General features: G+C 50.2%; 22 protein-coding genes. 12 read left to right on the top strand and 10 right to left on the bottom strand.

All coding sequences use genetic code 11. From position 1 onward, the window contains the following. The first annotated feature begins 34 nt into the window (after positions 1-34). Both ACZA91_RS18840 and ACZA91_RS18835 read left to right on the top strand, forming a co-directional pair. Complete coding sequence (locus ACZA91_RS18840) at positions 35-1459, top strand: AAA family ATPase (protein ID WP_463184060.1); 1425 nt, start codon at positions 35-37, stop codon at positions 1457-1459. A gap of 12 nt (positions 1460-1471) precedes the next feature. Continuing rightward, complete coding sequence (locus ACZA91_RS18835; RefSeq protein ID WP_463184058.1) at positions 1472-2158, top strand: retron system putative HNH endonuclease; 687 nt, start codon at positions 1472-1474, stop codon at positions 2156-2158. A gap of 487 nt (positions 2159-2645) precedes the next feature. Here ACZA91_RS18835 and cynS read toward each other — a convergent pair whose 3' ends face one another. The 5 genes from cynS to ACZA91_RS18810 all read right to left on the bottom strand — a co-directional run bounded on the left by cynS (position 2646) and on the right by ACZA91_RS18810 (position 7570). After that, complete coding sequence (gene cynS, locus ACZA91_RS18830; protein ID WP_190355131.1) at positions 2646-3095, bottom strand: cyanase; 450 nt, start codon at positions 3093-3095, stop codon at positions 2646-2648. A 72-nt stretch (positions 3096-3167) separates the two neighbouring features. Then, positions 3168-4028, bottom strand: coding sequence for an ABC transporter ATP-binding protein (locus tag ACZA91_RS18825; protein ID WP_463186479.1), 861 nt, complete (start codon positions 4026-4028; stop codon positions 3168-3170). Positions 4029-4052: 24 nt separating this feature from the next. Further along, a complete protein-coding gene (locus tag ACZA91_RS18820) occupies positions 4053-4883 on the bottom strand; it encodes an ABC transporter permease subunit (protein WP_190355129.1) in 831 nt (276 codons plus the stop codon). A gap of 14 nt (positions 4884-4897) precedes the next feature. Further along, positions 4898-6373: an ABC transporter substrate-binding protein gene (locus ACZA91_RS18815; protein WP_463186478.1), complete on the bottom strand. Its 1476-nt coding sequence runs from the start codon at positions 6371-6373 to the stop codon at positions 4898-4900. 420 nt (positions 6374-6793) lie between these two features. Next, positions 6794-7570 carry a response regulator transcription factor gene (locus ACZA91_RS18810; protein WP_463184054.1) on the bottom strand — a complete coding sequence of 259 codons (777 nt, stop codon included), beginning with the start codon at positions 7568-7570 and terminating at the stop codon, positions 6794-6796. A 114-nt stretch (positions 7571-7684) separates the two neighbouring features. Between ACZA91_RS18810 and ACZA91_RS18805 the strand changes: the two genes are divergently transcribed. From ACZA91_RS18805 to ACZA91_RS18795, 3 genes are all read left to right on the top strand, one after another. Then, entirely contained in the window at positions 7685-8974 is a 1290-nt protein-coding gene (locus ACZA91_RS18805; protein ID WP_463184052.1) for a PAS domain-containing sensor histidine kinase, read from the top strand. Between the two features lie 195 nt (positions 8975-9169). Beyond that, positions 9170-9751, top strand: a complete 582-nt coding sequence (gene aat / locus ACZA91_RS18800) for a leucyl/phenylalanyl-tRNA--protein transferase (RefSeq protein WP_099532922.1) — start codon at positions 9170-9172, stop codon at positions 9749-9751. A 21-nt stretch (positions 9752-9772) separates the two neighbouring features. Beyond that, entirely contained in the window at positions 9773-9955 is a 183-nt protein-coding gene (locus ACZA91_RS18795; protein WP_463184050.1) for a hypothetical protein, read from the top strand. 35 nt (positions 9956-9990) lie between these two features. On the opposite strand, the gene ACZA91_RS18790 is transcribed toward ACZA91_RS18795, so the two are convergent. After that, positions 9991-10860 carry a hypothetical protein gene (locus ACZA91_RS18790; protein WP_463184049.1) on the bottom strand — a complete coding sequence of 290 codons (870 nt, stop codon included), beginning with the start codon at positions 10858-10860 and terminating at the stop codon, positions 9991-9993. 267 nt (positions 10861-11127) lie between these two features. Next, positions 11128-11730: a DUF1517 domain-containing protein gene (locus ACZA91_RS18785; protein ID WP_099532910.1), complete on the bottom strand. Its 603-nt coding sequence runs from the start codon at positions 11728-11730 to the stop codon at positions 11128-11130. A 383-nt stretch (positions 11731-12113) separates the two neighbouring features. Here ACZA91_RS18785 and ACZA91_RS18780 point away from each other — a divergent pair, with 383 nt between their 5' ends. Next, complete coding sequence (locus tag ACZA91_RS18780; protein ID WP_463184047.1) at positions 12114-12923, top strand: hypothetical protein; 810 nt, start codon at positions 12114-12116, stop codon at positions 12921-12923. Between the two features lie 150 nt (positions 12924-13073). Here the strand turns inward: ACZA91_RS18780 and purF are convergent, their stop codons facing one another. Further along, complete coding sequence (purF, locus tag ACZA91_RS18775; protein ID WP_190355122.1) at positions 13074-14558, bottom strand: amidophosphoribosyltransferase; 1485 nt, start codon at positions 14556-14558, stop codon at positions 13074-13076. 526 nt (positions 14559-15084) lie between these two features. Then, positions 15085-17412 carry a phosphoribosylformylglycinamidine synthase subunit PurL gene (gene purL, locus ACZA91_RS18770; protein WP_463186477.1) on the bottom strand — a complete coding sequence of 776 codons (2328 nt, stop codon included), beginning with the start codon at positions 17410-17412 and terminating at the stop codon, positions 15085-15087. A 331-nt stretch (positions 17413-17743) separates the two neighbouring features. On the opposite strand from purL, the gene ACZA91_RS18765 reads away from it, so the two are divergent. From ACZA91_RS18765 to ACZA91_RS18755, 3 genes are all read left to right on the top strand, one after another. Next, entirely contained in the window at positions 17744-19633 is a 1890-nt protein-coding gene (locus ACZA91_RS18765) for an AIPR family protein (RefSeq protein ID WP_190530557.1), read from the top strand. Between the two features lie 100 nt (positions 19634-19733). Then, positions 19734-20069 carry a nucleotidyltransferase domain-containing protein gene (locus tag ACZA91_RS18760; RefSeq protein ID WP_190530558.1) on the top strand — a complete coding sequence of 112 codons (336 nt, stop codon included), beginning with the start codon at positions 19734-19736 and terminating at the stop codon, positions 20067-20069. After that, entirely contained in the window at positions 20066-20446 is a 381-nt protein-coding gene (locus tag ACZA91_RS18755) for a HEPN domain-containing protein (RefSeq protein ID WP_190530559.1), read from the top strand. The genes ACZA91_RS18760 and ACZA91_RS18755 overlap by 4 nt, the downstream gene beginning before the upstream one ends. On the opposite strand, the gene ACZA91_RS18750 is transcribed toward ACZA91_RS18755, so the two are convergent. Next, positions 20447-20668, bottom strand: coding sequence for a hypothetical protein (locus ACZA91_RS18750; RefSeq protein WP_190530560.1), 222 nt, complete (start codon positions 20666-20668; stop codon positions 20447-20449). It lies immediately after the preceding gene. Positions 20669-20760: 92 nt separating this feature from the next. On the opposite strand from ACZA91_RS18750, the gene ACZA91_RS18745 reads away from it, so the two are divergent. From ACZA91_RS18745 to ACZA91_RS18735, 3 genes are all read left to right on the top strand, one after another. Continuing rightward, on the top strand, positions 20761-21033 hold the full coding sequence (locus ACZA91_RS18745) for a helix-turn-helix domain-containing protein (protein WP_463184043.1): 273 nt from the start codon (positions 20761-20763) through the stop codon (positions 21031-21033). Next, positions 21034-21297, top strand: coding sequence for a helix-turn-helix domain-containing protein (locus tag ACZA91_RS18740; RefSeq protein ID WP_463184041.1), 264 nt, complete (start codon positions 21034-21036; stop codon positions 21295-21297). 410 nt (positions 21298-21707) lie between these two features. Next, positions 21708-23726, top strand: coding sequence for a sensor histidine kinase (locus ACZA91_RS18735; RefSeq protein ID WP_463184039.1), 2019 nt, complete (start codon positions 21708-21710; stop codon positions 23724-23726). Positions 23727-23740 lie beyond the last annotated feature (14 nt).

Genomic DNA, 23740 nt, shown 5'->3' with positions numbered 1-23740 from the left:
CCATGCTTTTGTTTGTGGAAGGATATGGTTTGAAATGTATATAAAACGTCTAGCGCTAGAAAATTATCGAGGCTTTCAAAACCTCAACATCGACTTTCCAAAAGAAAATCGCAATCTAAGTGTTTTTGTCGGAATAAATGGTGCTGGCAAATCTTCCATCCTTGATGCTCTATCTGTAGCGCTGCAAGGTTTTGTTTATAGTCTTTACTCGCTACAAGACGAAAATGTTGAGTGGTCTCTTCGTGACTTGCACCAATTTGATATTCATCCTGATGATATTCAGGTTGACTCTGACCACCTCCTTATAGCAGCCGACTGGGGAGATGACTATAAAACAATTTCATGGTCGATTGGATATGCACAATACATCCAACAGTTATCACTTTTTGGCTTGGCGGATGTAGATAAACAAGCCAATACCGATTTTCTTTTGTCAATTCATGCTCAAGAGTTATCCGATTACTTTAAGTCAGTTGGTATCAATTCTGAACAATTTAATTCCTCAAAAGCAATTGATATCCGATTCTTGCCGGTAATAGCATACTATCGAGCTAGAAGAACAGAAGTTTATTCGTCGCATAATCGACGAACTCGACCCCCAATCTATAGCTTGCAGTCTCCTTATGGCGACTATCCCAACTCATTTAGCATTTCATCTCAAGATATTACTTCTCTTTCTGAATGGTTCAAGAGTGAAGAAGATATTGAAAATGCTGAACGATTAACATTCAATATTGAATATCGACGACCCAACTTACAAGTTGTCAGGTCTGCACTAGAAACATTTTCTAAGCAGATTGGTGGTAGTTTTTTTCGAGAAGTTCAGGCTTTACGATTACAGAAAAATCTTTGGAACCCTAGAACCTTACTAACAGTTCAAAAAGAGTCAGCCAGATTAAAGGTTCAGCAACTCTCTGATGGAGAGAAAATGCTGTTGGTGCTGGTGCTTGATATTGCTCGTCGCATGGCTGTTTTCAATCCTTTCTTTAGTACGCCTGAAGAGGCTTTGCAGGGAAAAGGAATTATTTTAATTGACGAAATTGATGCACATTTACATCCCACCTGGCAACGTATGGTTTTACCTGCGTTGACATCAACTTTTCCCAACTGTCAGTTTATTGTGACAACTCATTCACCTCAGGTCATTAGTTCAGTACCTAGCGAATCAATCTTTGTCCTAGATGGTGGCTCAGTGATCTACAATCCTGGCTATACCCACGGTAGAGATACCAATTCAATTCTTCGAGAATTAATGGATGTCTCTGATCGGATGCCTAAAATTCAGGAAAAAATTGATGAATGCTTTTGCCTCGTTGATGATGAAAATCTAGAAGAAGCCAAGCTAAAGCTGAAAGCACTCAACGAGGTTTTGGGTAACAATGATCCAGATATCATTCATCTTAAAACCATGATTGATTTTCTTGAGGAAAATCCTTCTTACCCTGAGCTAACGAGCTGATCGCAAAGATTTATGAAATATATCTCAAAAGCCAAAAAAGAGCCTACTTACTGGCAGGAATACTGTGCAAAGGTTCAAGCTTCTGGCATGTCTGCAAAAGAAGGCTATGAAGCCAGTGATGTGCCTAAAGCTAGACTCTTAGAAGACTTGGTAAAAGAGCAGGGAGCAATCTGTTGCTACTGTATGCGTAGAATTCAGAAAAATTCGAGCGCACCACCACATATCGAACATTATTTACCACAGTCCCTATACCCTGCTCTGGCTCTTGATTACAAAAACTTATTAGCTGTTTGCCAGGGGAGGTCAGCGGATGGAAAAAATATCTCCTATCACTGCGATCATGAAAATGCTAAATCTAATCAAGAATTAAATTGTCTCGATCCACGCGATCAGAGGTGTGAATCCGCTATCAGATACCGTCCCAGTGGAAGAGTAGACGGTCAAAATAACCTTGATGTAGAGGAAGATATTCAGACACTGAATCTGAATTCACCTGTTTTGGTCAACGGGAGACGTGACACCCTCAAGGAAATAGAGAAAATGATTCAGAAAGCTTTTAAAACAAAAACTGTTACCAAAGCATTTATCCAAAAGCAAATAGAACGATATAGTAGCCGTGACTCGGATGGATACTTTAAGGAGTATTGCCAAGCCATAGTTTATGTTTTGAAGAAACGCTATTTACCAAAAGCTCAGTGATCTACGAGGGCCGGAACACCAGACGGGAACCCTACCATGCGAGAAAATCGTTGGCTTTTGAAGTGAATCGGGCTGGCGGAATGGCGACCTAAGGATGAGCGATATCGCTTTGCTGACCTTTACGTTTATGGGTTTAATATGAACAAAAAAGGGATGCGATAAAGCATTTTGTTGATGTAGCTGGTTACGGGCTGGCCAAGATAGTACGGAACCGGGGATCAGGAAGAGCGTTGAAGAAACTACAAGCCGATCGCCCTGTTTAAGAATATCGATTTCATTGCTGATCTTAGTGTGGAAGTAATGCATCGCATCGCTTCCACACCAAAGTTTGCACCTATCAAAACCAATGAGTCAACAACTGGGCACTGTTAGAAATGACTTGCCAAAGTCCGATGAAAGCTAAGATTTTGGTGATGTAGGCTAGCCAGTCAGTTTTAGCTGTTGACCTAGCAGCAGCATGGCGCTGTTTCATGGTTGATGCTCCTGGTTACCATTTTTTGTAGGGCAGGAATTTTCCATTCATGGTGATTTTCACGCGATCGCCCTTGGGATCTTCTTCTTTTTCAATGTCCAAGGTGAAGTCGATCGCGCTCATGATCCCATCACCAAACTTCTCATGAATCACAGCTTTCATCGGCATTCCATAGACCTGCATGATTTCGTAGAACCGATAAATCAGCGGATCGGTAGGAACCACGGGCCCCAGCCCTTTGACCGAAGATTCTGTCAGTTCTGGCACTAAATCTTCGCTGAGTCCCAGAGCGTTGAGCAGCTTGCTAGCTTCATCAGCAGAGGCAGAAGCTTGGCGATAGATCACCGCTGCAATCCACACTTCATCCCGACCGATCGCCTGTTCTAGCTCCGTGAATGTCACCCCCTTTGCCTTTTTAGCTGCCAATAGGGTTGCGGTGATTGCGGGAATTTCAGTGGTAGACATATTTTTTCCTTTCAATGTTTGGGTTGCGTTGCTGATTTTGACGGGGTTGATTCTGTCTGCGGCCAACGGTGGTTATTTCCGCACCCGAGACTCTTCCACAGCCCGTGTTTCGTAGGACAAATGCTGTTCCATGGCCGCTTTCAGTTCGTGATAGCCCGGATATTGATCCAGTTCTTCCCGACGGCGCGGCCGAGGAAATGGCACATCCAGCACCTGAGCAATGCCCGCAGCCGGGCCCCGTGTCATCATCACAATCTTGTCAGACAACAGCAGCGCTTCTTCAATGCTGTGAGTAATCAAGATCACGGTCTTCCGTTCTTGCTCCCAAATTCGCTCAATTTCGTCTTGGAGAAAACCGCGTGTGAGCGCATCCAAAGCGCCAAAGGGTTCATCCATCAACAAAATTTGTGGATTGATTGCCAGCGCCCTAGCAATGCCTACCCGTTGCTTCATTCCCCCTGAAAGTTCATGGGGGTGTTTAGCCTCAGCTCCCCGTAGCCCCACCAAACCGATGTAGTCTTGGACGATCGATTTCCGTTGGGCAATTCCCATGGTTGGGTAGACTGTTTCCACCGCAAAATCGATGTTTTCGGCAACCGTCATCCAGGGCATCAGGGCATAGTTTTGAAACACAACGCCGCGATCGGGCCCAGGTGCAGAAACCGGCTGACCATTGATGCTGACTTGTCCCGTGGTGGGCTGAGATAATCCCGCAATAATGTTCAGCAACGTGGACTTTCCACAACCCGATGGCCCAATGATCGAAACGAAGGTGTTAGGCTCCACTTCCAGATCAATATCCGCGATCGCCACAAAAGATTTTGAGGTGCGCCGCAGCAATTTGTCCATTGTGCCCGTGCGTCCCGGGAATACTTTGGAAATACCGTGCAGTGTCAGATGCGCTACAGGCGTTTCAAGGGAGGGGAGCGCCATTTTAGATGCAGGAACTTGCATGGATTAAGACCTTTGACCAAAGGAAACTCGATGTTGTAATACACCAAATAGGTAGTCCATCAGCAGCCCTACCAGCCCAACAATCAAGATGGCAGTAATGATGCTGGTGATCTTCAAGTTATTCCATTCATTCCAAACGAAATAGCCAATTCCACCACTCAACAGAATCTCCGCCGCCACAATCACCAACCAAGCAATTCCTAGGCTAATTCGTAGCCCGGACACAATGTTGGGGGCAGCAGCCGGCAAAATCACTTTGGTAACGATTCGCCAGCGGGAAGCGCCTAAGGTGTGGGCCACGTTCAGATAGGCTGGATCTACATTACTGACCCCGAACTTGGTGTTAATTAGGGTCGGCCAGATGCTGGTGATTGCGATGACAAACAGGGCTGTTCTTTCCGAATCTCGCATGAGTGCCAAACCCAATGGCAGCCAGGCGAGCGGAGAAACAGGACGCAGAATTTGAATGAAGGGGTCAACGGCTTTGGAAACCACGGGCGATAGACCAATCAAAATTCCCAGGGGAATGGCGATCGCCGTGCCAATCAAAAACCCACTCAAAACTCGGCGCAAACTGGTCAATAACAAAAGACCAATGCCCTGATCATTGGGCCCATTATCAAAAAATGGGTTCGAGATCCAAAACCAAAGATCGGCGATCGTTTGGCTAGCAGAGGGCATGATGGGCAAGAAGAGTTTGGAATTTGCGCCCAACTCCCACAGACCCAAAAACACTAGCAGAATTCCCACAAACAACAAGAAGGCTTGTTGGTCGGTATTCAGCCGAAATGGCTTAACCTTTGATGGAGCAGAGCGGAGTACTTCATTGGTCACGATGGTAAACCTCGCTAGACTTTAAACCGCTTGATTTGCTCATCAACGTAAGCAGCAGGGTCTTTGGGATCGAAGGTGTCATACTTCAGCTTTTCAGACCGCTCGACAGTGCTGGGCGGCGTTTGACCCAGTTCTTTTTGCAGTTCCGCTGCCAAATCCGTCAAGAAGATATCTTGGGCCATCTTGTCGTAATCTGCCTTGTCTTTGGGCATCAGATCCCAGCGGACTAATTGTGCTGCAATCCACTTGGAAAAACTCTTCCAAGGATAGGGATCAAACCCGATGCGATCGGGCACATCCTGCGTATTGCCCAGCCCATCTTCAAATTTGCCCGTTAGCACAGCTTCCACCACAGGCAAGGGTTGATTGAGATACTTACGCTCAATCAAAGCCCTGGCAATTTCAGGACGATTAGCTGGCGTATTTGCATAGGCAGCCGCATCAATAATCGACTTGTTTACGGCCCGGAAGGTGTTGGGATTTGCATCAATCCACGATTGACTAGCGGCAAAAGCACAGCAGGGGTGTCCATCCCACAGATCTTTCGTCAACATGTGAATGAACCCAACCTGTTCAAAAACAGCCCGTTGATTGAAGGGATCAGGCATCAACATGGCATCAATTTCACCTGCTGCCATTTTGGCAACACTGTCCGGCGGTGGCACGGGTGAAATTTGCACATCCTTATCTGGATTCAGTCCCCCAGCCGCTAGGTAATAGCGAATCAGCATATTGTGCATCGAAAATGGGAAGGGCACGCCAATTTTGAAGCCCTTGAAGTCTTTGGCTTCCTTCACCTTGCCTTTATGCTTGGCAGCAACGGTAATTGCCTGACCATTGATGTTTTCAATGCTGGCCAGCTTGATAGGAAATGCTGCTGAACCTAAGCCGAGGGTGATCGCGATCGGCATGGGAGAAAGCATGTGGTAAGCATCGAGTTCACCCGCGATCGCGGAGTCCCGAACAGCGGCCCAGTTGGGCATCTTTTTCACTTGCACATTCAAGCCATATTTGCTGTAGAAACCCAGCGGCTCCGACATCACGATCGGGGTGGCGCAGGTGATAGGAATGAACCCGATCGTTAAATCCTTTTTCTCCAAATTCGTTGGCGCATCCGCCGCAGGGGACTGATCTGTTGTAGGGGCTTGACCCTGTTGTGGGCCGCAGCTAGCAGCGGCGATCAATGCTCCAGCCACCACCACCCGTTTTAGGAATTCTCGTCGGCTAAATTCACTGTTGTGAATGGTGTTGCTAAAAAATTCCGTGGAGTGAACACCGAATGCGGCTGCAAATACCTGATCAAGCCCGCCTGCTTCCTTAATCAGCGCCTGACAAAAGCGTTCTCGCTCTGGGTTGCCGCCCATTTGTCGCAGCAGCAGCGCTTCTTTCATCTCCACTTCAGTCAGTGTCCTGGCCAGCTCTAGGGTTTCAGGCTTGTACAAACCCATCCGAATGAGATCATTAACGAGTTCTGCTGGATCGTGGGGCATTCCTTCGGCCGCTTGCCAGTGATCCTGAGGAAAATGAGTTCCTCCGCAGGGACAACGACTGAGTTCGACTTGAGCCTGAGAGCGAATATCCACTGATGACATGAGCTGCTCCAATTGGTATTGCGCAGGACAACATTCGGGTCTGTTGCTTTGCACAATACCAAGGAACAATGGGCGATCGCATTAGAATTTTTTTGGCAAGAGTAGGATTTTTTTTCGCTCTTCAAAGAACAACCTAGAACTTTGTGGGAAGTTTAGAAAATTCTCATTTGGAAAATAATGCGCTAGAAGTCCCTAATTTCGGAAAAATTAAGCAAAAAGCGTCAATTTTTCTGAAATTCTGGAATCACATCTGCGCTTTATGCAGAGATAGTTCTATACACAAATAATTGATCTATTTTGTTGTATTCAATACCATTCCTATGCGAATCGTAGTCGCACAGAGTTTCGCCAGGACTGGGGCGGATCGCCATAGAGCTGCCGAAATTGGCGAGTGAAGTAAGCCACGTCTGCATAGCCCACTCCCGCTGCAATTTGGCGCACGGGTTGATCGGTTTCACAAAGTAACATTCGTGCCTGGGACATACGGCGTTCCGTAATCCAACGCTTGATGCTGTAGCCCGTTAGCTCTTGGGTCAAATTCGTTAAATAGGCAGGTGAATAGCCGACCGCCTTGGCCACATCATTTAACCCGATCGGGCGGTGATAATTAGCTTCAATGAATGCAAATACTTGTGATAAACGAGAACAGTCAGGAAAAATTCCGTTTTCGGATTGACTGTTTATTTTGCTTTCTGCTGGGGATGCATGAAAACTCGCTGCCAATTGGGCTTTTCGTTCTAGGCGAGTAGTGATCGCCGCCAACAATTGTTCAACGCTACAGGGCTTGGTTAAATAATCATCTGCGCCCAATTCCATCCCCTGGCGCAAATCTGCCATGGTTGCTTTGGCAGTGAGGAAAATAAATGGAATTGCAGCGGTGGCCGGATGGCGACGAATGGCTGATAGAACGCTGTAACCATCAAGATCAGGCATCATAACGTCGCAGATAATCAAATCTGGCAGATGCATTTGGGCTAACTTGATCCCGATCGAACCGTTCTCAGCCTGAATCGCACAAAACCCCTCAAACGTCAGACATCCCATGAAGATGCTGCGGGTTTGCGCTTCGTCTTCAATCACCAAAACTTTCGTCATGAACTGCCTGATTTACAGTAATGACCTGGGTGGTGTACCATGCCGGCCAAGTTTCGGGCGTATTCTCCAAACCGTGTAGTGTAAGAGGATACACATCCTCATCAGTCGCAAAATTTGTCAGGAATTCTGGACATCATGCGGCAATATTATTGGTCACAGCCTGTTTCAAAGCCGACCACGACACCGGCTGAGGCGCATATCTCCGCCTTACGAGCATCGCCGGAAACTGACCTAGAAACCCTGCGTCGCCAGCATGAGTTAATCCTGAATGCGGTGGGCGAGGGGGTCTATGGGCTGGATTTAGCAGGTCGAGTAACCTTTGTGAATCCAGCGGCGGCCAGCATGATTGGTTGGGAAATTCAGGACTTAATTGGTCAGTCTATGCATTCGGTTTTGCATCATTCCAAACCCGATGGCCAACCCTATCCCATCCATGACTGCCCAATCTATCAAGCTTTTCAAGACGGACGAATTCATCGTGCCAACACGGAAGTTTTTTGGCGCAAGGATGGATCGAGTTTTCCCGTTGAATATATCAGCACGCCCATGCAAGATCAGCAGGGAAATGTGATTGGAACGGTGGTTACCTTCCAAGATATTACCCAACGCAAATGGGCAGAGACTTTGTTGCAGCGAACCAATGAAGAGCTTGAGTTGAAAGTGCGCGATCGCACGGCTCAACTTCATCGTGCCAATCAAGAACTACAGGAGCTAAGCGATCTCAAATCTCGCTTTGTTTCGATGGTTTGTCATGAATTTCGTAATCCGCTCAATAATATTTTGCTGTCAGCATCATCGCTTGACCGTTACGATGCACAGCTTTCCCATGAGCAGCGCCATAATTATCTTCAGGGAGTCAAGAATGATGTAGAGCGAATGACTCAAATGATTGATGACATTCTAGTGATCGGTAAAACTGAGGCCCATAAGCTAATGGTTCAACCTCAGCCGATCGAGCTAGTGCAGTTTTGCCATGGCTTGGTAGCAGAAATGCAGGCGACATCTGCTCAACAGTCACTATCGATGTTGAGTCGGCATCGTCATGTGATGGCCAATTTAGACGAAAAACTATTGCGATCGATTCTGACCAACATTCTCTCTAATTCAATTCGATATTCCCATCACCATCAAAGCCCAATTTGTTTGCGACTGTCAAAGCGCAGTGGCCAGGTGACGTTCCAAATTTGCGATCAAGGCATCGGCATTCCCCGCGAAGATTTACCCCACTTATTTGAACCTTTTCGTCGAGGTAAGAATGTCAGTAATATTCCTGGAACTGGTTTGGGTTTGAATATTGTCAAGCGCTTTGTAGACTTGCAGCATGGAACAATCAAAGTAGACAGCAAGCTTAATGTGGGGACGACTTTTAAAATTACGTTACCGCTTGGTTGGAGCGAAACATAGAAATAAGCCATCAATTGCGAGATGAAGCGAGCGATCGCAGCGAAATCGCCCAAACAAGTATTTCTAATTTGCATGGGGCTGGCTGATCAGTTGCAGAGATTCAGAGGATTGGTTGCATGGGGATCGGGCGATCGCGCTAGAATCGGCTCCACTGTGCTATTTCAAGGGCCGATGGGCAACACCACCGACTCCTGCATGTCCCAATACGATATTCCGGCGCTGATTGCTGGCTATTCGCGCGGCTATTTTTTAATGGCCGATGAAACGGGTAACGATTTGGGCTGGTATTGCAGCCGGGAACGGACACTGATTCCGCTGGACGATCGCTTCCGATATCCCAAGTCCCTGCGGCGAGTACTGAATCAAAATCGGTTTACGGTGGCGATCGATCGAGCATTTCGGGATGTGGTGGAAGGCTGTGCCGATCGGGACACCACTTGGATCTCGGAAGAGCTAAAGGAAATTTATTGGGCGCTCCATTGCGCTGGCTATGCCCACAGTTTTGAAACCTGGCAGGGCGACCACCTGGCCGGCGGCGTTTTGGGGATTGTGATTGGTGGGGCGTTCATTGGCGAATCGATGTTTTATCAAATTCCCGATGGCTCAAAGGTGGCAATGGTCAAGCTGGTTGAGCATCTGCGCCGTCGCGATTTTCTGTTGTTTGATGCCCAGATGATGAATCCACACTTGGAACGATTTGGGGCTTATAACATCCGCGATCGCCACTACGAGGTGCTGTTGCATCGTGCAACCCAGCATCGCTGCTCATTTTGCTAGCCATTTTGCCAGGGGTTAGCAATGCAGTTAGCCAAGCGGTTAGCAACGCAGTTAGCCAGTTTGAAAAAGTCAGGGATCAAAAAGCGATCGACTCCCCTGTTTCAGGAATCGATCGCGCTATGCCAAACGGTGAGTAACGCTGGCAATTGTTCGGAAATTGTTCCGCAAACCACCGTTCATCGGGTGGTGGTAATGGGACGCTAATCAACTGAGATCAGTAATCAACTGGGAGTAATTACTTACCGACGGCGGAAGCTGCCAAAGCTCGATCGCATCCGCACGGGCGATCGCCCAAAGCTGCTGCCAAAGCTGCTGCGGGGCCGGGGAGCAGCCACGCGACGGTTAGGGGTGCTGCGGAAGGTGCTGCTCCCAAAGCCGGAGCCAGTGGCCTTGGCTCGGTTGTTGGCGGCCGGGCGGTTCAGCCCCGTGGCGTTGCGAGCCACATTGCCGGTGGCGCGGAACTGCTGGCGGTTGCGCTCGGCCACGGGGGCAGCGTTGTAGCGGTTTTGATAGCTGCTGATGGCATCACCGTAGCTGCGACCATAGCCGCCGTAGCCCACCAAGGGGCGACCGGGCAAATAGGCCGGGGGCAGCACGTAATGGGGTGCAAACAAAGCATTCGCCACCACTTGACCCGCGATCGCCCCAGCAAAGGGAGACCAGAAACTAGACTCACGGCGAACAATCACCGTTTGTTGCTCACCCGTTTGGGGATTGGTTTGGACAGCGGTTTCGCTATGGAGATATTCGATTTTGAAGTCTTCGTTGAGGTACAGCACGGGCCGACCGTCTTTCATGGCCAGGTAGGGCTTTTTCCCTTGGGCGATCGCCTCGTCATCCAGCCGGGCCATCTGCAACTCGGAGGTACGAAAAACCGGCGAAGCACCAGCGGGCGTGTTTAACAGCATCAGGGCATATTCCCCCGTGCCGTCGTCATAGGCGGCCTGCTGAACCGGATAGTCGCCCGTGGGCAGGGATTTGGCAGCACTAGGCGCGGCGGCCACAATGGCGCTGGGCAAGGCTTCCGCTCGCACCACCGTTGGTGAGCCGGTGATCGTGACCCAGGCGATCGCGATCGCCAGTACCAAAGCCAATAATTTTCGGAGCATAGGGCTATCTCAAAACAACAAAATCACGCTTGAGGCCATTGGGCGGCCAAGAAGCTGAGTTCTGTGGGCCAAGCCGGCAATGGGCCAAGTCTGCAATCCGCCAGCAACGAATCGATCGCGCGGTGGCGGCCGAACCAAGAGCCGCAGCCCCAAAACAGCAAGCCAAAACAGCAAGCGAGCATTGATTAAAAAAGACCGACCCTGATTTCTCGGATTGTGATTCCGATGGGACGGCATTCCTCCAAAAGACCCCCTAAGCGGGAGTTTCTACAGCGGAATCAGTTCCGGGAAATTTTGCAGGAGCTGATCATTCGTTAGCTCATCTCCCAGACGGGCAGGGGCAAAGTGTACCTGCACAGCCCGCAATTTTTGATTGTAGTGGAGGTTTGCCAGGGCCTTGAGACCCGTTGCTAAGGCTTCAGAATCGGCCAGGTTGGTTTCGAGGCTGGGGACTTCGCCTTCATAGCCCACCGTCAACATCACCAACAGGTTGCTCGTGGCCGGGAGGGTCAGCAGGTCGTCATCCAGTTGGCTGGGCAAATCCAGGTCAGGTTGACTGAGATAGCGGGCCGCCGAGTCGGTGAATAGGTCATTGAACCGATCGCCCGCTTCTCCTTCATCCCAAAACACATCCCCCTCATTGCTGGCGGACTGCCAATAGGTTCGATATTGCAGCAGGCTTTCGCAAAGGTCTGACAGGCCCTGGCCCAAAACGTCCAAGTCCCCTTCCGCTTCGATCGCCTCCCGAGCAATTTGGTTGAGCTTGCCCAGCAAGGGGGCCACTTCTGACCCAGCTAGATGCACAAAAATGCGGGTGACGACGAAGCGGCTTTTGCCCGTCAGTCGATTCCACTGATCACCTAAACTCATGGTTCTGGAACGCTGTTGACGCGATGTTGACGCGGTACTGATTCGGTCTTGATTCAGTCTTGATTCGGTACTGATTCGAGATCAAATCAATCCGGTTTGAATGCAAATTGAATACAAATTGAATGCAACAGGAGTGGCTCAAAATCCAAAAGCGTGCAAGCCTTGGCTTGCTTACTGTCCAGCTTATCCTGTGGAGCGGGGGTGGCTCTGGCGAGATAACCGACCGCTGGCCGCCTAGCGGAATGATGGCTAATCGGGTATCGACTGTGTTGCATTCCTGAGGCGTGGTGGGACAAAGGGAGTTTTAGGGAAGTGATCGATCGCGCGATCGGGGCAAATGGGCGGCGTTTGGGCGATGATTCGGCGGTAGTCGGGATTTGGGAATGGTGAAAGGTGTGCGGAGTGGTTGGTGTTGGCGAGCGATCGGGCTGGTGGGCTGCCTGGGATGGCTGTGGGGTGGAATCCTGACCCCAGCCGGGGCCGAGCCGGGGCCGGCTGTGCAAGCGCCCCAAACGCCCTTGGACTGGCGTTATCAATATCGCAAAGTGCGCCATCCCCAAGGATTTTGGGCGATCGAACTGCCGATCGATTGGAATATGCCGCTCCATCGGGATTATCACTCGGTGTTCTATAGCGAGCCGATCGCCCCGTCTCGAGGATGGCAACCCAAACCCCTGCCCCGATCGCTGATTCGGTTGGATTTGGTACTGCTAGATCAATCCATGGAAGCGGCGGAAACGGATTTAACAACTCGGGCAGAAGCGGCAGGCTTGACCTTAACCGAGCGATCGACTCTGAGCTTGGCCGGGCGATCGGCTGTGCGAATGGTTTTAGATCGAGTGATTTCAGATCGGGTGATTGCAGATCAAGTAATCTCGGATCAGGCGATGCCAAATCCGGTGAGTTCAGAGGCCAAAGACGCAAAGGACACAAAACCAGAAGCGGGCCCAGAGTTCGATCGCACCTGGCTCACCCTGATTCCCGTCACCCCGCGTTTGAGTTTGTTGCTGGTGGGGAGCTATAACCCCCGCGAAAATCCGACGGCGGAGGCGGTGCTAACCAAAATTCACCGCTCGATCGAGCTGTTTTTTGAGCAACCCACCGACATACGCACACCGGCCCAGCAGTTACTTCCCCTGGAGTTGCCGCCCTTGGAAAATTCACCCGGCGAGCAGGAACCCCAAACCCCCTAGAAATAATCCAATTCAAAACAACTCAACACAATTCAATTCAAAACCATCCCAACTATCAAAACCATCAAAAATGGGGCGATCGAGAAGTTCGATCGCCCCATTAGTTAATTCCTGGTTAATGCATGGGTCACTGATAACAGGCCCTTGGAATTAAGAACCCACCGTAGCCGGTTCCAGCTTTTCCAGCATCAGCTTCGATCGCTTCAACAGGGCTGGCACTGGAATTGGGTAGCGACCATTGAAACAAGCCGTACAGAAATTCTGCGTGGCATCTTGGGTCGCTTCCAGCATCCCTTCTTCGCTCAGGTAAGCCAGCGTATCCACACCAATTTGATCGGCAATTTCCTGCACTGACTTGGTGGCCGCAATCAGTTGCGATTGGTTATCCGTGTCGATGCCATAGAAGCAAGGATGGGTGACCGGCGGCGAAGAAATGCGCATGTGAACTTCCGTGGCTCCCGCATCCCGCAAGGCTTTTACGATCTTGCGGCTGGTGGTTCCCCGGACGATCGAATCATCCACAATAATCACCCGTTTGCCCGCGAGCACATCCCGCAACGGGTTCAGCTTCATCCGAATTCCCGATTCCCGCATGGTTTGGGTCGGTTGAATGAAGGTGCGGCCCACGTAGCGGTTTTTGATCAACCCTTCGGCGTAGGTGATGCCCGAAACCTGGGAATAGCCGATCGCGGCAGGAACACCGGAATCGGGCACAGCAATCACAATGTCCGCATCGATCGGGGTTTCGATCGCCAAACGCCGTCCCAACCGCATCCGATAGCTATAGAGGCTGTCGTTGTGGAACTTGCTGTCTGGGCGAGCGAAATAGATCATCTCAAAAACGCACAGCTTCGGCTCCGGCTGCGTGGCCCAAAAGAAGGAGGCGAGACCATCGTTCGTGATCCAAACCATTTCCCCCGGTTCCACATCCCGCAGATAGTCCGCGCCGATGATGTCTAGGGCACAGGTTTCCGAAGCCAGCACATAGCGCTCGGGCGCACCGGGCAGCGTGCCAATCACCAGCGGTCGCACGCCGTTGGTGTCGCGAGTGCCGATCATGCCGTCGGGAGTCCCAATGACCAAACTGAAGGCCCCTTGGCATTGCTGGAAGGCCCGAATGGCCCCTTCCATCCAACCCAAACCGCTGTCCACCTCTTGGCCAATGGCGATCGCGATCGCCTCGGAGTCCGTGGTGGTGGCAAATTCACAGTTGCGGGCGGCCAAGGAATCTCGCAGTTCCGCCGTGTTGACCAAGTTGCCATTGTGGGCCAGGGCCAAAGACCCCAAGCGCGTTTTCACCACGGCCGGTTGTGCATTGACACGACGGCTGGATCCGGTGGTGGAGTAGCGGGTGTGGCCCACGGCCAAATTTCCCGGTAGCTCTTGCAGAATTTTTTCGTTGAAGACTTGCGAAACGAGGCCCATGTCCTTGTGGACATGCACCGTTGAGCCATCAAAGGTGGCAATCCCCGCCGATTCTTGCCCCCGGTGCTGGAGTGCAAAGAGGCCAAAATAAGCAAGGGTGGCGATGTTTTCGCCCGGCGCGTAAACCCCAAAAACGCCACAGGCTTCTTCGGGTTTGTCGGGCCGATCGCCCATCAGATCGAACAGGTCTTCAGACTCGGAGGGAAACATTGGGCGACAATGACTCCTAGCAGCAAGAGCGGGTGAATTAGCAAAAAGACGGTCAGAATCGCGATCGAGTGAGGCTGGCGCGGCTGGTTAGCGCAATGTTTCCTGAGCCAGGTGATTCCTGGTGCAGCGATTGGAAGCCAAAAAATCGGCCACTCAGGAAGTTAACAAGCTCTTAACGATCCCGCCTTAACAGTAACAGAAGTTGCGGAATCGATCGGCTGTGGCGATGGCGAATTCAAGGGCAATCATCATCGGGGCAATTTCCATGGCATCCCGATCGCGTCTCCAATGATCCTGCTGGCTCCCGATCGGCTTGCTGGGCAAGCACCAAGCTCGCCCCTGTGGCTGATCAGCGGTTCATCGCCTGATTGCACTGCTGATTGATCGTTGTTGATCATCAAGTTGATCGTTATCGATCATCAACCTGACGATCGATGAACGATCAAACGATCAATCGATAACGATCAGCAGTGATCCTTGGTGGGCGATCGATCGGCGCGAGATGACGATGACGGGGCAATCTCCCTTAAACCAACCGCTCCATCCGGCGGGCGATCGCCTCGCTCCAGCCTTCGGTCATGGTTGCCAGGGCCGCATCGATCGCCGTTGCGCCGTCCGGTGCGTTGATCACCAGCCGATCGCCCCCGACGGTTCCCAGCTTGGCCCAATCGGAGCCGAGCTGCTCGGTCAACCAGGCTTCAAAATCAGCCGCCCGATCGCCCGCCACGGACACCACGATCCGCGCGCCGCCTTCGCCGAATAGGGCCGCATCCCAGCGATCGGCTCCGGGGTCGATCGTCACCGTTGCGCCCAGGTTGCCGCTAATGCAGGACTCGGCCAGGGTGACAGCCAGGCCGCCTTCCGCGCAGTCGTGGGCCGATCGAATCCAGCCCTGGCGAATGCCGTTGCGACAAGCGGCTTGCACGGCCCGCTCCCGATCGAACTCCACCACGGGCGGCCGACCGGCGATCGTGCCATGGATCGCCGCCAGATAATCCGACGCGCCCAGGGTGACAGGAGCTTGCGCGCCCAGCAGATAGATGCCATCGCCCGCCCCTTGGAAGCCCTGGCCGGCGATTTGGTGAATGTTCTCGATCGCCCCCACCATGCCCACCACGGGCGTGGGATAGATCGCCTGGGGATTGCCCTCGGAATCCAAGGTTTCGTTATAGAGCGACACGTTGCCGCCCGTGACCGGCGTACCCAACTCCCGGCAGGCATCGGCCAGGCCGCGACAAGCATTGGCCAACTGCCAATAGCCCACGGGCTTTTCGGGGCTGCCGAAGTTGAGGTTATCGGTCACGGCCAGCGGTTCCGCCCCCACGCAAGACAGGTTGCGGGCCGCCTCCGCCACCACACCCAAGGCCCCTTGGTAGGGGTCGAGGTACACATGGCGAGCATTGCAATCCACCGTGGCCGCCACGCCCTTGTTGAAGGGAGTGGTCGCGTCGGTCACCAGTTGGGGCCGCAGCCGCACCACCGCCGCATCGGCTCCACCGGGCACGATCACCGTGTTGTTTTGCACCTGGTGATCGTATTGGCGATAGACCCAGGATTTTGAGGCGATCGAGGGGGTTTCCAGCAGGCTTTGCAGCACCGCGCTCCAGGGGCGATCGCCCAACCCTGTCACCGAACAAGCGGGCAACGAGTCCGGCGACCAAGCCCAGGCCTGTTCGGCGTAGGCCGGCGCTTCCGCCATCAGTTCCCGGCGATAGATCGGGGTGTTGTCCGCCAGGGCCGTCGCCGGAATTTCCGCCGCGATTCCCCCCTGGAACCGAATCCGGACGATCGACTCCTCGATCACTTCCCCAGCCACCACCGCTTGCAGACCCCAGCGATGGAAGATGTCGATCAGCTCCTGTTCGCGGCCCTTGTGCGCCACAAACAACATCCGCTCCTGGGACTCCGACAGCAAATATTCGTAGGGAACCATCCCCGACTCGCGCACGGGAATCTTGTCGAGATCTAAATCAATGCCTACGCCGCCCTTGGCCGCCATTTCCGCCGTGGAGCAGGTGATGCCCGCCGCGCCCATGTCCTGGGCCGCTGCCACTGCGCCGGTTTTGAAGGCTTCCAAACAGGCTTCGATCAGGGACTTTTCGAGGAACGGATCACCCACCTGTACGGCCGGGCGATCGTCCATCGACTCATCGGTCAACTCCGCGCTGGCAAAGCTGGCCCCGCCCATGCCGTCGCGGCCCGTCGTGGATCCCACGTACAGCACCGGGTTGCCAATGCCATAGGCTCCCGCCTTGACGATTTCCGGTGTTTCCATCAGCCCCAGGGCCATGGCATTCACCAGCGGGTTGCCACTGTAAGCGGGGTCAAAATAGACCTCACCGCCAACGGTGGGCACGCCCACGCAGTTGCCGTAGTGGGAAATGCCAGCCACCACCCCTTCAAACAGGCGGCGGTTGCGGGCATCATCCAGGGAGCCAAACCGCAGGGCATTCAAAATGGCGATCGGGCGGGCCCCCATGGTGAAGATGTCCCGCAGGATGCCGCCCACGCCGGTCGCCGCCCCCTGGAAGGGTTCCACGGCGGACGGGTGGTTGTGGGATTCGATCTTGAAGGCCAGGTGCAGCCCATCGCCCAGATCCACCACGCCAGCGTTTTCGCCGGGGCCCACGAGGATGCGCGGGCCGCTGGTGGGAAATTGGCTGAGCAGGGGGCGAGAATTCTTGTAGCAGCAGTGTTCCGACCACATCACACCAAACATCCCCAGTTCGGCTTTGTTGGGGTGGCGGCCCAGTCGATTCACAATATCGACGTATTCATCGGGCTTGATGCCTTCGGCGGTGATTTCAGCGATCGGGAAGGGTGCGGATTCGAGAACGGTTTCGGGGGTTGACACGGCTTTGGTGGCGCGATTCAGAAAGCGCCCTAATTGTACAACCGAGGCGATCGGCGCGCCCGCCCCCACTTCCCTTACTCCTTCAGTAACTAAAGTTCAGTTTATCTTGTAGCTCGCAAGCACTATAGCAGCGCACAGCTAGTGAAGTAATGGTACGGCTCTACCAGAGTAGTGATCACAGGCACGATCAGGGACTATGTGGTAGTGGTAAAATTGTTGTAGACATCTAAAATTATTGTAGGCATCAGGGTTCTATTTAACCTTTACTCAGTTATTCGCAGCTCTTAATACTACCTTAAGACTGAAATCAACACAGGAACAATCGTAAGATGTGAAGCTTGTCCATCGTCAAGGTAAAACACTACTAAGCAATATCTGGGATAATAAAATGGCAACACTTCCTAACTTTTTGGAATCGCGAGAGAAACTAGCAGAATTCTTTTCTCAGCAGTTTACCGACAAGGAAAAAGGACAAGCCTTTGAAGATTTTTGCAAGGCATTAATTATTCAAATGCAAAATCCAAATCAATCTTCTTTGGAAGTAATTCCTGACCTGTCTCGAATTGAAACCACCAAGGGAAGTCATGACAAAGGAATTGACTTGAAAGGTTTTGGGGAAGAAGGACAGCTAGTCCTTATAGGACAATCTAAGTTCAGAATTAGAACCATTGAAGAAATTGATTCAGTTATTTCAAAATTCGAGGGATTTATCCAAGAGACTGATCATCAACAGCCTCCACAACAGCTCAGTCTTCTAAAACATAACTCATCTCTTGGTGATGGTTACGGCATCACCTTTATTGTTTTGACGATGAGTGATTTACGCAGTTCTGAAAATGGTCTTTTGGCAAAATACTCAAGAGCCAACTTGTCATCATGCGCCTTCCACAGAAGCTTAGAAGAGCGAAATAAAATACTATTCATTGATGGAACAGATATCCTATCTATCCTAAAGGCAAACTTTTCCAAGCTTTCCGGAAAACTGCCTGATATAGAACTACGTTTTTATGGGCAAATACTTCAAGTTGAAAATGCTTACATCGGCGTTGTTTCTGGATATGAATTGAAGCGCCTGTACCATGAATTTGGTGAAGCAATTTTCTTTGAAAATATCAGGCTCTTTCTTGGCGAAGGAAGCAAGGTTTCAAAATCTGGAGGTGATAGCGTAAATCAAGTTATTCTCAAAACGGTCAAACAGGAACCAGAAGTGATGCTGGCTCGCAACAACGGAATTACCTTTAGATCATCTAAAATTATTGCTGGTGACACAACAATACTTAATTTGTCCGAGGCAAGCATTATTAATGGTTGTCAAACAACTATGTGTTTCGTCAAGGGATTGATTGATGATGAATCTTTGGAGAAAGATAATATCTCTTTGTACGATAAGCCTCCTTTTGTATTAGTTAAAGTTGTTGAAACAAACAATTCTTGGGATATAGCAAAATCGGCTAATTTTCAGAATGAAGTCGTCCAGATTGATTTGGAGCTGGCAAGGTATTTCCGTCCGCAAATTGTACAGCGCGCCAGTGTAAACCTTGGTATCTTTGCTGAGCAGGCTTCTTTGGAAAATCAAAAAGACACGCCATATTCGATTATTAAAACCATGACGAAAGTAACAGTGGATTATGATTCAACAAGATCCACGTTTATTGGTTTATTTAGTCGAGTGCTAAACAATACAATTGCAGGAGACTATACAGCACTCAGGACAGACCTTCTTGAAGAATTTCTGAGTAATGATGACACCGGACAAAAAATATTTGGACTGATTTTTGATATGAACTCTAAGTTTCTTAGTGATTATTCAAAGATTAGTGAATTGAAATCCAGGAAGTCTCAAGAAAAGGATAAAAATCAAGAATCAGTAGCCGATACCCTCTGGTCTCGTCTGGAAAAGCCAAATTACCAAGCATTCATGAATATACTTGTTGCTTGCGTGATTAACCGTAGGAATATCTATGCTCAATCTCGTCAAATTGCATTCCATGAAATGGAAAGCTTTTTAGAAGGAGTTATCAATTTCAATGATAAACAAAGAACTAAGTATTATCTCGAGTGCTGGAAAGCGATAACAACAGTGGCAATTGAGAATAAGGTTGCTAGAGAAATAAACCTGAAACAACTGTTTGCCAAATTTCGCGATTTGGGAACTGGCGTTGGCTTTAGCAATCTCTATGAAACTATTACTAGTACATACCTTCTAGAACTAGAGCTTTAGGGTCACGTATTAATGTCGCGTATTAATTCTGTACGATATGGGTTGTCATTTCTCGCACAGCTAGAATCAGGGCAAATTGCGCGATCGCCCCAGTCATCCCATGCAAGTCCCCGATTTACCAGCAGCTCTGATTCCCATCACCCATCAACTGCGGGCATACTTTCAGCAAACCTACCCCGATCGCCTCGATCGACTAATGCTATTCGGCTCATGGGCACGGGGAGAGGCAACCGCTGATTCAGACCTGGATCTATTGGTGGTTTTACGCGATCCGGTTTCACCCAGCCGAGAAATTAGCCAAACCAGTGAATTTATTGGTCAACTTTGCTTAGATCACAACATTTTGATATCGCGACTCTTTATGGGGCGATCGCGCTTTGAATTTGAGAATTCTCCTCTGCTGCGAAATATCCGGCGCGAGGGAATTACACTATGACCCCAGAGCAAGCCGCTCTTTTGGTAAAGTCACAACGCAGCTTGCAAGCAGCCGATAGCCTATTAACGCAGGGCTTCTACGATTTTGCAGTTTCTCGGGCTTATTACGCTGCCTTTTATATCGCAGAAGCCTTGCTAGATCGCGAAGGGTTGGCCTTTTCGAGTCACGCAGCAGTCATCGGTGCTTTTGGACAGCACTTGGCCCGGACAGGGATTGTTCCTGTGAAATTTCACCGGTTTCTAATCGATGCGCAGGCTCAAAGAACTCGCGCTGATTATGACACCAGTTCTGACCTTTCCCTCACTGATGCTCAAGCGCTAATTGATCAGGCACAGGAACTCTATTCCGTTGCGGTAGACCTGCTGCGCGACGAATAGCTACACACGTGATCGCGACAGGATTCGCACCACTTGATCGGGTTGGCCCGTGGGGACGGCGGGACTCCACAGGATGGTTTCGCCGATGCCGCAGAGGTGCAGGCTCTTGACAAGGTGATCGACCCACTCGCTTTGACCCACGAGGATGATCCGGTTGCAGCGATCGTCCAGATGGTTCAGGCGTTCCAGAATGGGTCGATCGCCGTTGGTTGGGGTAGTCATATCGATTGAGTGCTGCGAATTGACAACAAACTTACTGTAGTCGATCAAGTTGTCAACTCGCAACCTTTACGCGATTTCCCGAGTTTGACACCATGAGCGGCATGGGAAAAGCCGGGAAAGCACTACGCGAAACGCTACAGCAACACAACCTCACGCAAAATCGTTTAGCCGTAACGATGGGAATTGCGCGCGGCACGATGAGCCATTGGGTGGCGGAAACGCGCGACCCGACGGCGGAAGCCATCCCAACCATTGTGGATGCCCTAGAGCAGTTGAACCCGGAAGCGGCGCGGGCCTTTGTTGAGGCGTATTTAGGCCGGGCGATCGGGGAACTGTCACCCAAGCAGATTGAAGATGGAAGCTGAATGGGAAAAGCCGGGAAAGCACTACGCAAAACATTGCAGCAGTACAACATCGCCCAGAATCGACTGGCGGTGAGCATGGGCATCAATCGCGCCACCATTAGCCATTGGTTTGCGGAAACACGCGACCCGACGGCGGAATCGATTCCGGCGATCGTGGATGCGCTGGAGCATTTGAACCCAGAAGCGGCGCAGGTTTTTGTTGAAGCCTATTTGGGCCGGGCGATCGGGGAGCTGGCTCCTAAAGAGTCTGAGGGCGAGGGCTGAGCGGAAACGGCCGGAAAAGCATTACGCGAAACACCCCACAGTTAGCCTGCTGTCCGAAGTCAGCAGACGAGGGCTATGGGTATTGGTTGGCCGGCCAAGAGCGGGCCGCAGATGAGCTGTTGATCAGGTCATTCAACAGTTAATTGATCGTGGGCAAAAATGTTAACTGCTGTTAGATTTGTTGTATCTTTCTCAGTCTAATTTAAAAATTTAGCATCCATAAATTTAGGACTCAATTATGTTTTTATACCTCGTGATTTTGCCATGTGCCTTAACAAGCGTTTCAGACTAGGTTTTCTTTAGTTAAAGAGGTGCTTCTTTATACTTTGCACAGTTCACCACTGAGGCTACTGGGCTAAGCAATGACAAGCCATTCAACCCAAAACGGTCTAACCGTTCCGGCTAAATCAATGAAATTTGGACTTCGTTCGATCGGCACTCGCTTGTTTGTGGCGGTGATTTCTGCCGCTTCTATTGGTCTCGGCAGCTTAGGGTATTTATTTTATAGTGAGCTGAAGTCTGTTCGGATTTTGCAACTAACGTCGGAAACGGATAACAAGGTTCGACATCTTGATGCGGAGCTGCTCAGTGGTGAAACCTTTTTAAAGAGTTTGGTTTCCGCAACGATCTTCTTGCACGATAGTGGTGTGCGATCGCCTGAGGCCTACGAGAAATTAGTACTTTCATTTATGTCAGCTCGTCCTAAGCTGATCACTGGATTTGGGGTGATGCAGTTCCCCAAGGGCTTGGTCGATCGTGAGTGGTTTGGGCCCTATATTGAAGAATCTATTCCCGATCGCGGGGTTAGCCTGGCTCAAAATCCTAAATTTACGCTGGTTGATCTATGGGCAGTAGATCAATATCCCAAGATGCAATATTTTAAAGACGCGGCTAAGGCCGATCGCTATCTTTGGTCAGAGCCTTATATGAATGATAATTATCCCATTCCGCTCATGACCTTTTCAGGGACGATTCGTAATCAAAAAGGTCAATTAATTGCCGTGATGAACGGAGATATTAATATTGATGATCTTAATAAAGATATTGATGCTAGTGATCTTAATTTGAGTCAAGATGATCCTTCATTCAATAGCAATGGCTACCATGCCCTAATCACAAAAAATGGGCAACTCTTGAGTTATTCTCTTGATCCTCGTCAGGCTGCCCAAATGGCTAATGTTTCATCCATTCCATCCCTAAAACCGGTTTGGGAACAAATTCGTTACCAAATTAACCAAGGCATTGAAAAATCACATTTTGAATCTGATTCAATCTATTGGGTTTATCAAACAGTTCCCAGAACCCAATGGGTGATGCTGGAAGCGATTCCCTATGAGACGGTTGCCAAGCCTGCTCTGCTAGGAGCCATTAGCGCCACAATCATTGCAGCCGTCTTTTTGCTTTTGGTTGTTTGGTTATTTATTCGATTTTTAAATCGCCGTTTGCAACCCATTTTAGATGTTTGCGATCGCACGATCGGGGATCATAGGGACATCAACAATTCAGGCGATGAAATTAGCCACTTGTCTGATGTCTTTTTCAATATGGTTAATCAGCAGCAAACCCTACTGCGAAAGTTGCAAACAGCCAACAATCAACTCGCGCAGTCAAATCGACTGAAAGATAATTTCTTGGCAACCATGAGCCACGAACTCCGCACTCCGTTAAATACAATTTTGGGAGTGGCGGAAATTTTGCAAGAGGGTATCTTTGGTGGAGTTAATAAGCAACAGCACAAAGCCTTAGAAAATATTGAAAAAAGCGGCGCGCATCTTCTGGCTCTAATTAACGATATTTTGGATATTGCCAAAATCGAGTCGGAATTTTTGGAGCTGAATTGCACGACCGTCGCGATCGGGGCGCTTTGCGCATCAAGTGTGGCATTCATTCAGCCCCAAGCCGAACAAAAGAATATTCGACTGGAAACCAATCTATCGCCTAATTTGCCAGATCTATATATCGATGAACGTCGTATCCGCCAAGTTTTGTTGAATTTGCTCAATAATGCCTTTAAATTTACGCCAGAAGGGGGACACATCACCCTAGAAGTGACTTGCCAAAAGGAAGAGGGCGAGGACGAGGCAGACAAAAATGGAGAATTACAAAAATATTTTGTGCGAATTTCGATCACTGATACGGGTATTGGGATTGCGCCAGAAGATATCAAGCGTCTTTTTCAGCCGTTCGTGCAAATTGATAGTGCCCTCAATCGTAAATATGAGGGAACGGGTTTGGGTTTGGCTCTAGTGAAGCGAATTGTTGAACTTCACGGTGGTCGTGTGGGGTTGACCAGTGAAGTGAATGTGGGTAGTTGTTTTACGATCGATTTGCCTTATATTGAAACGCGATTTTCCGTTGGGCGAGAACGGGAAGGCAAGCCCAATTTACAGAAAGATCGGGAAACCTGCACTGAAGTAGCCCGAGAATGAGGACTGAAAAGGAA

Source organism: Limnothrix sp. CMB-01, from assembly GCF_055193175.1.
The sequence above is the reverse complement of the archived record's forward strand: the minus strand, read 5'-3'. Positions and strand labels throughout refer to the sequence as shown.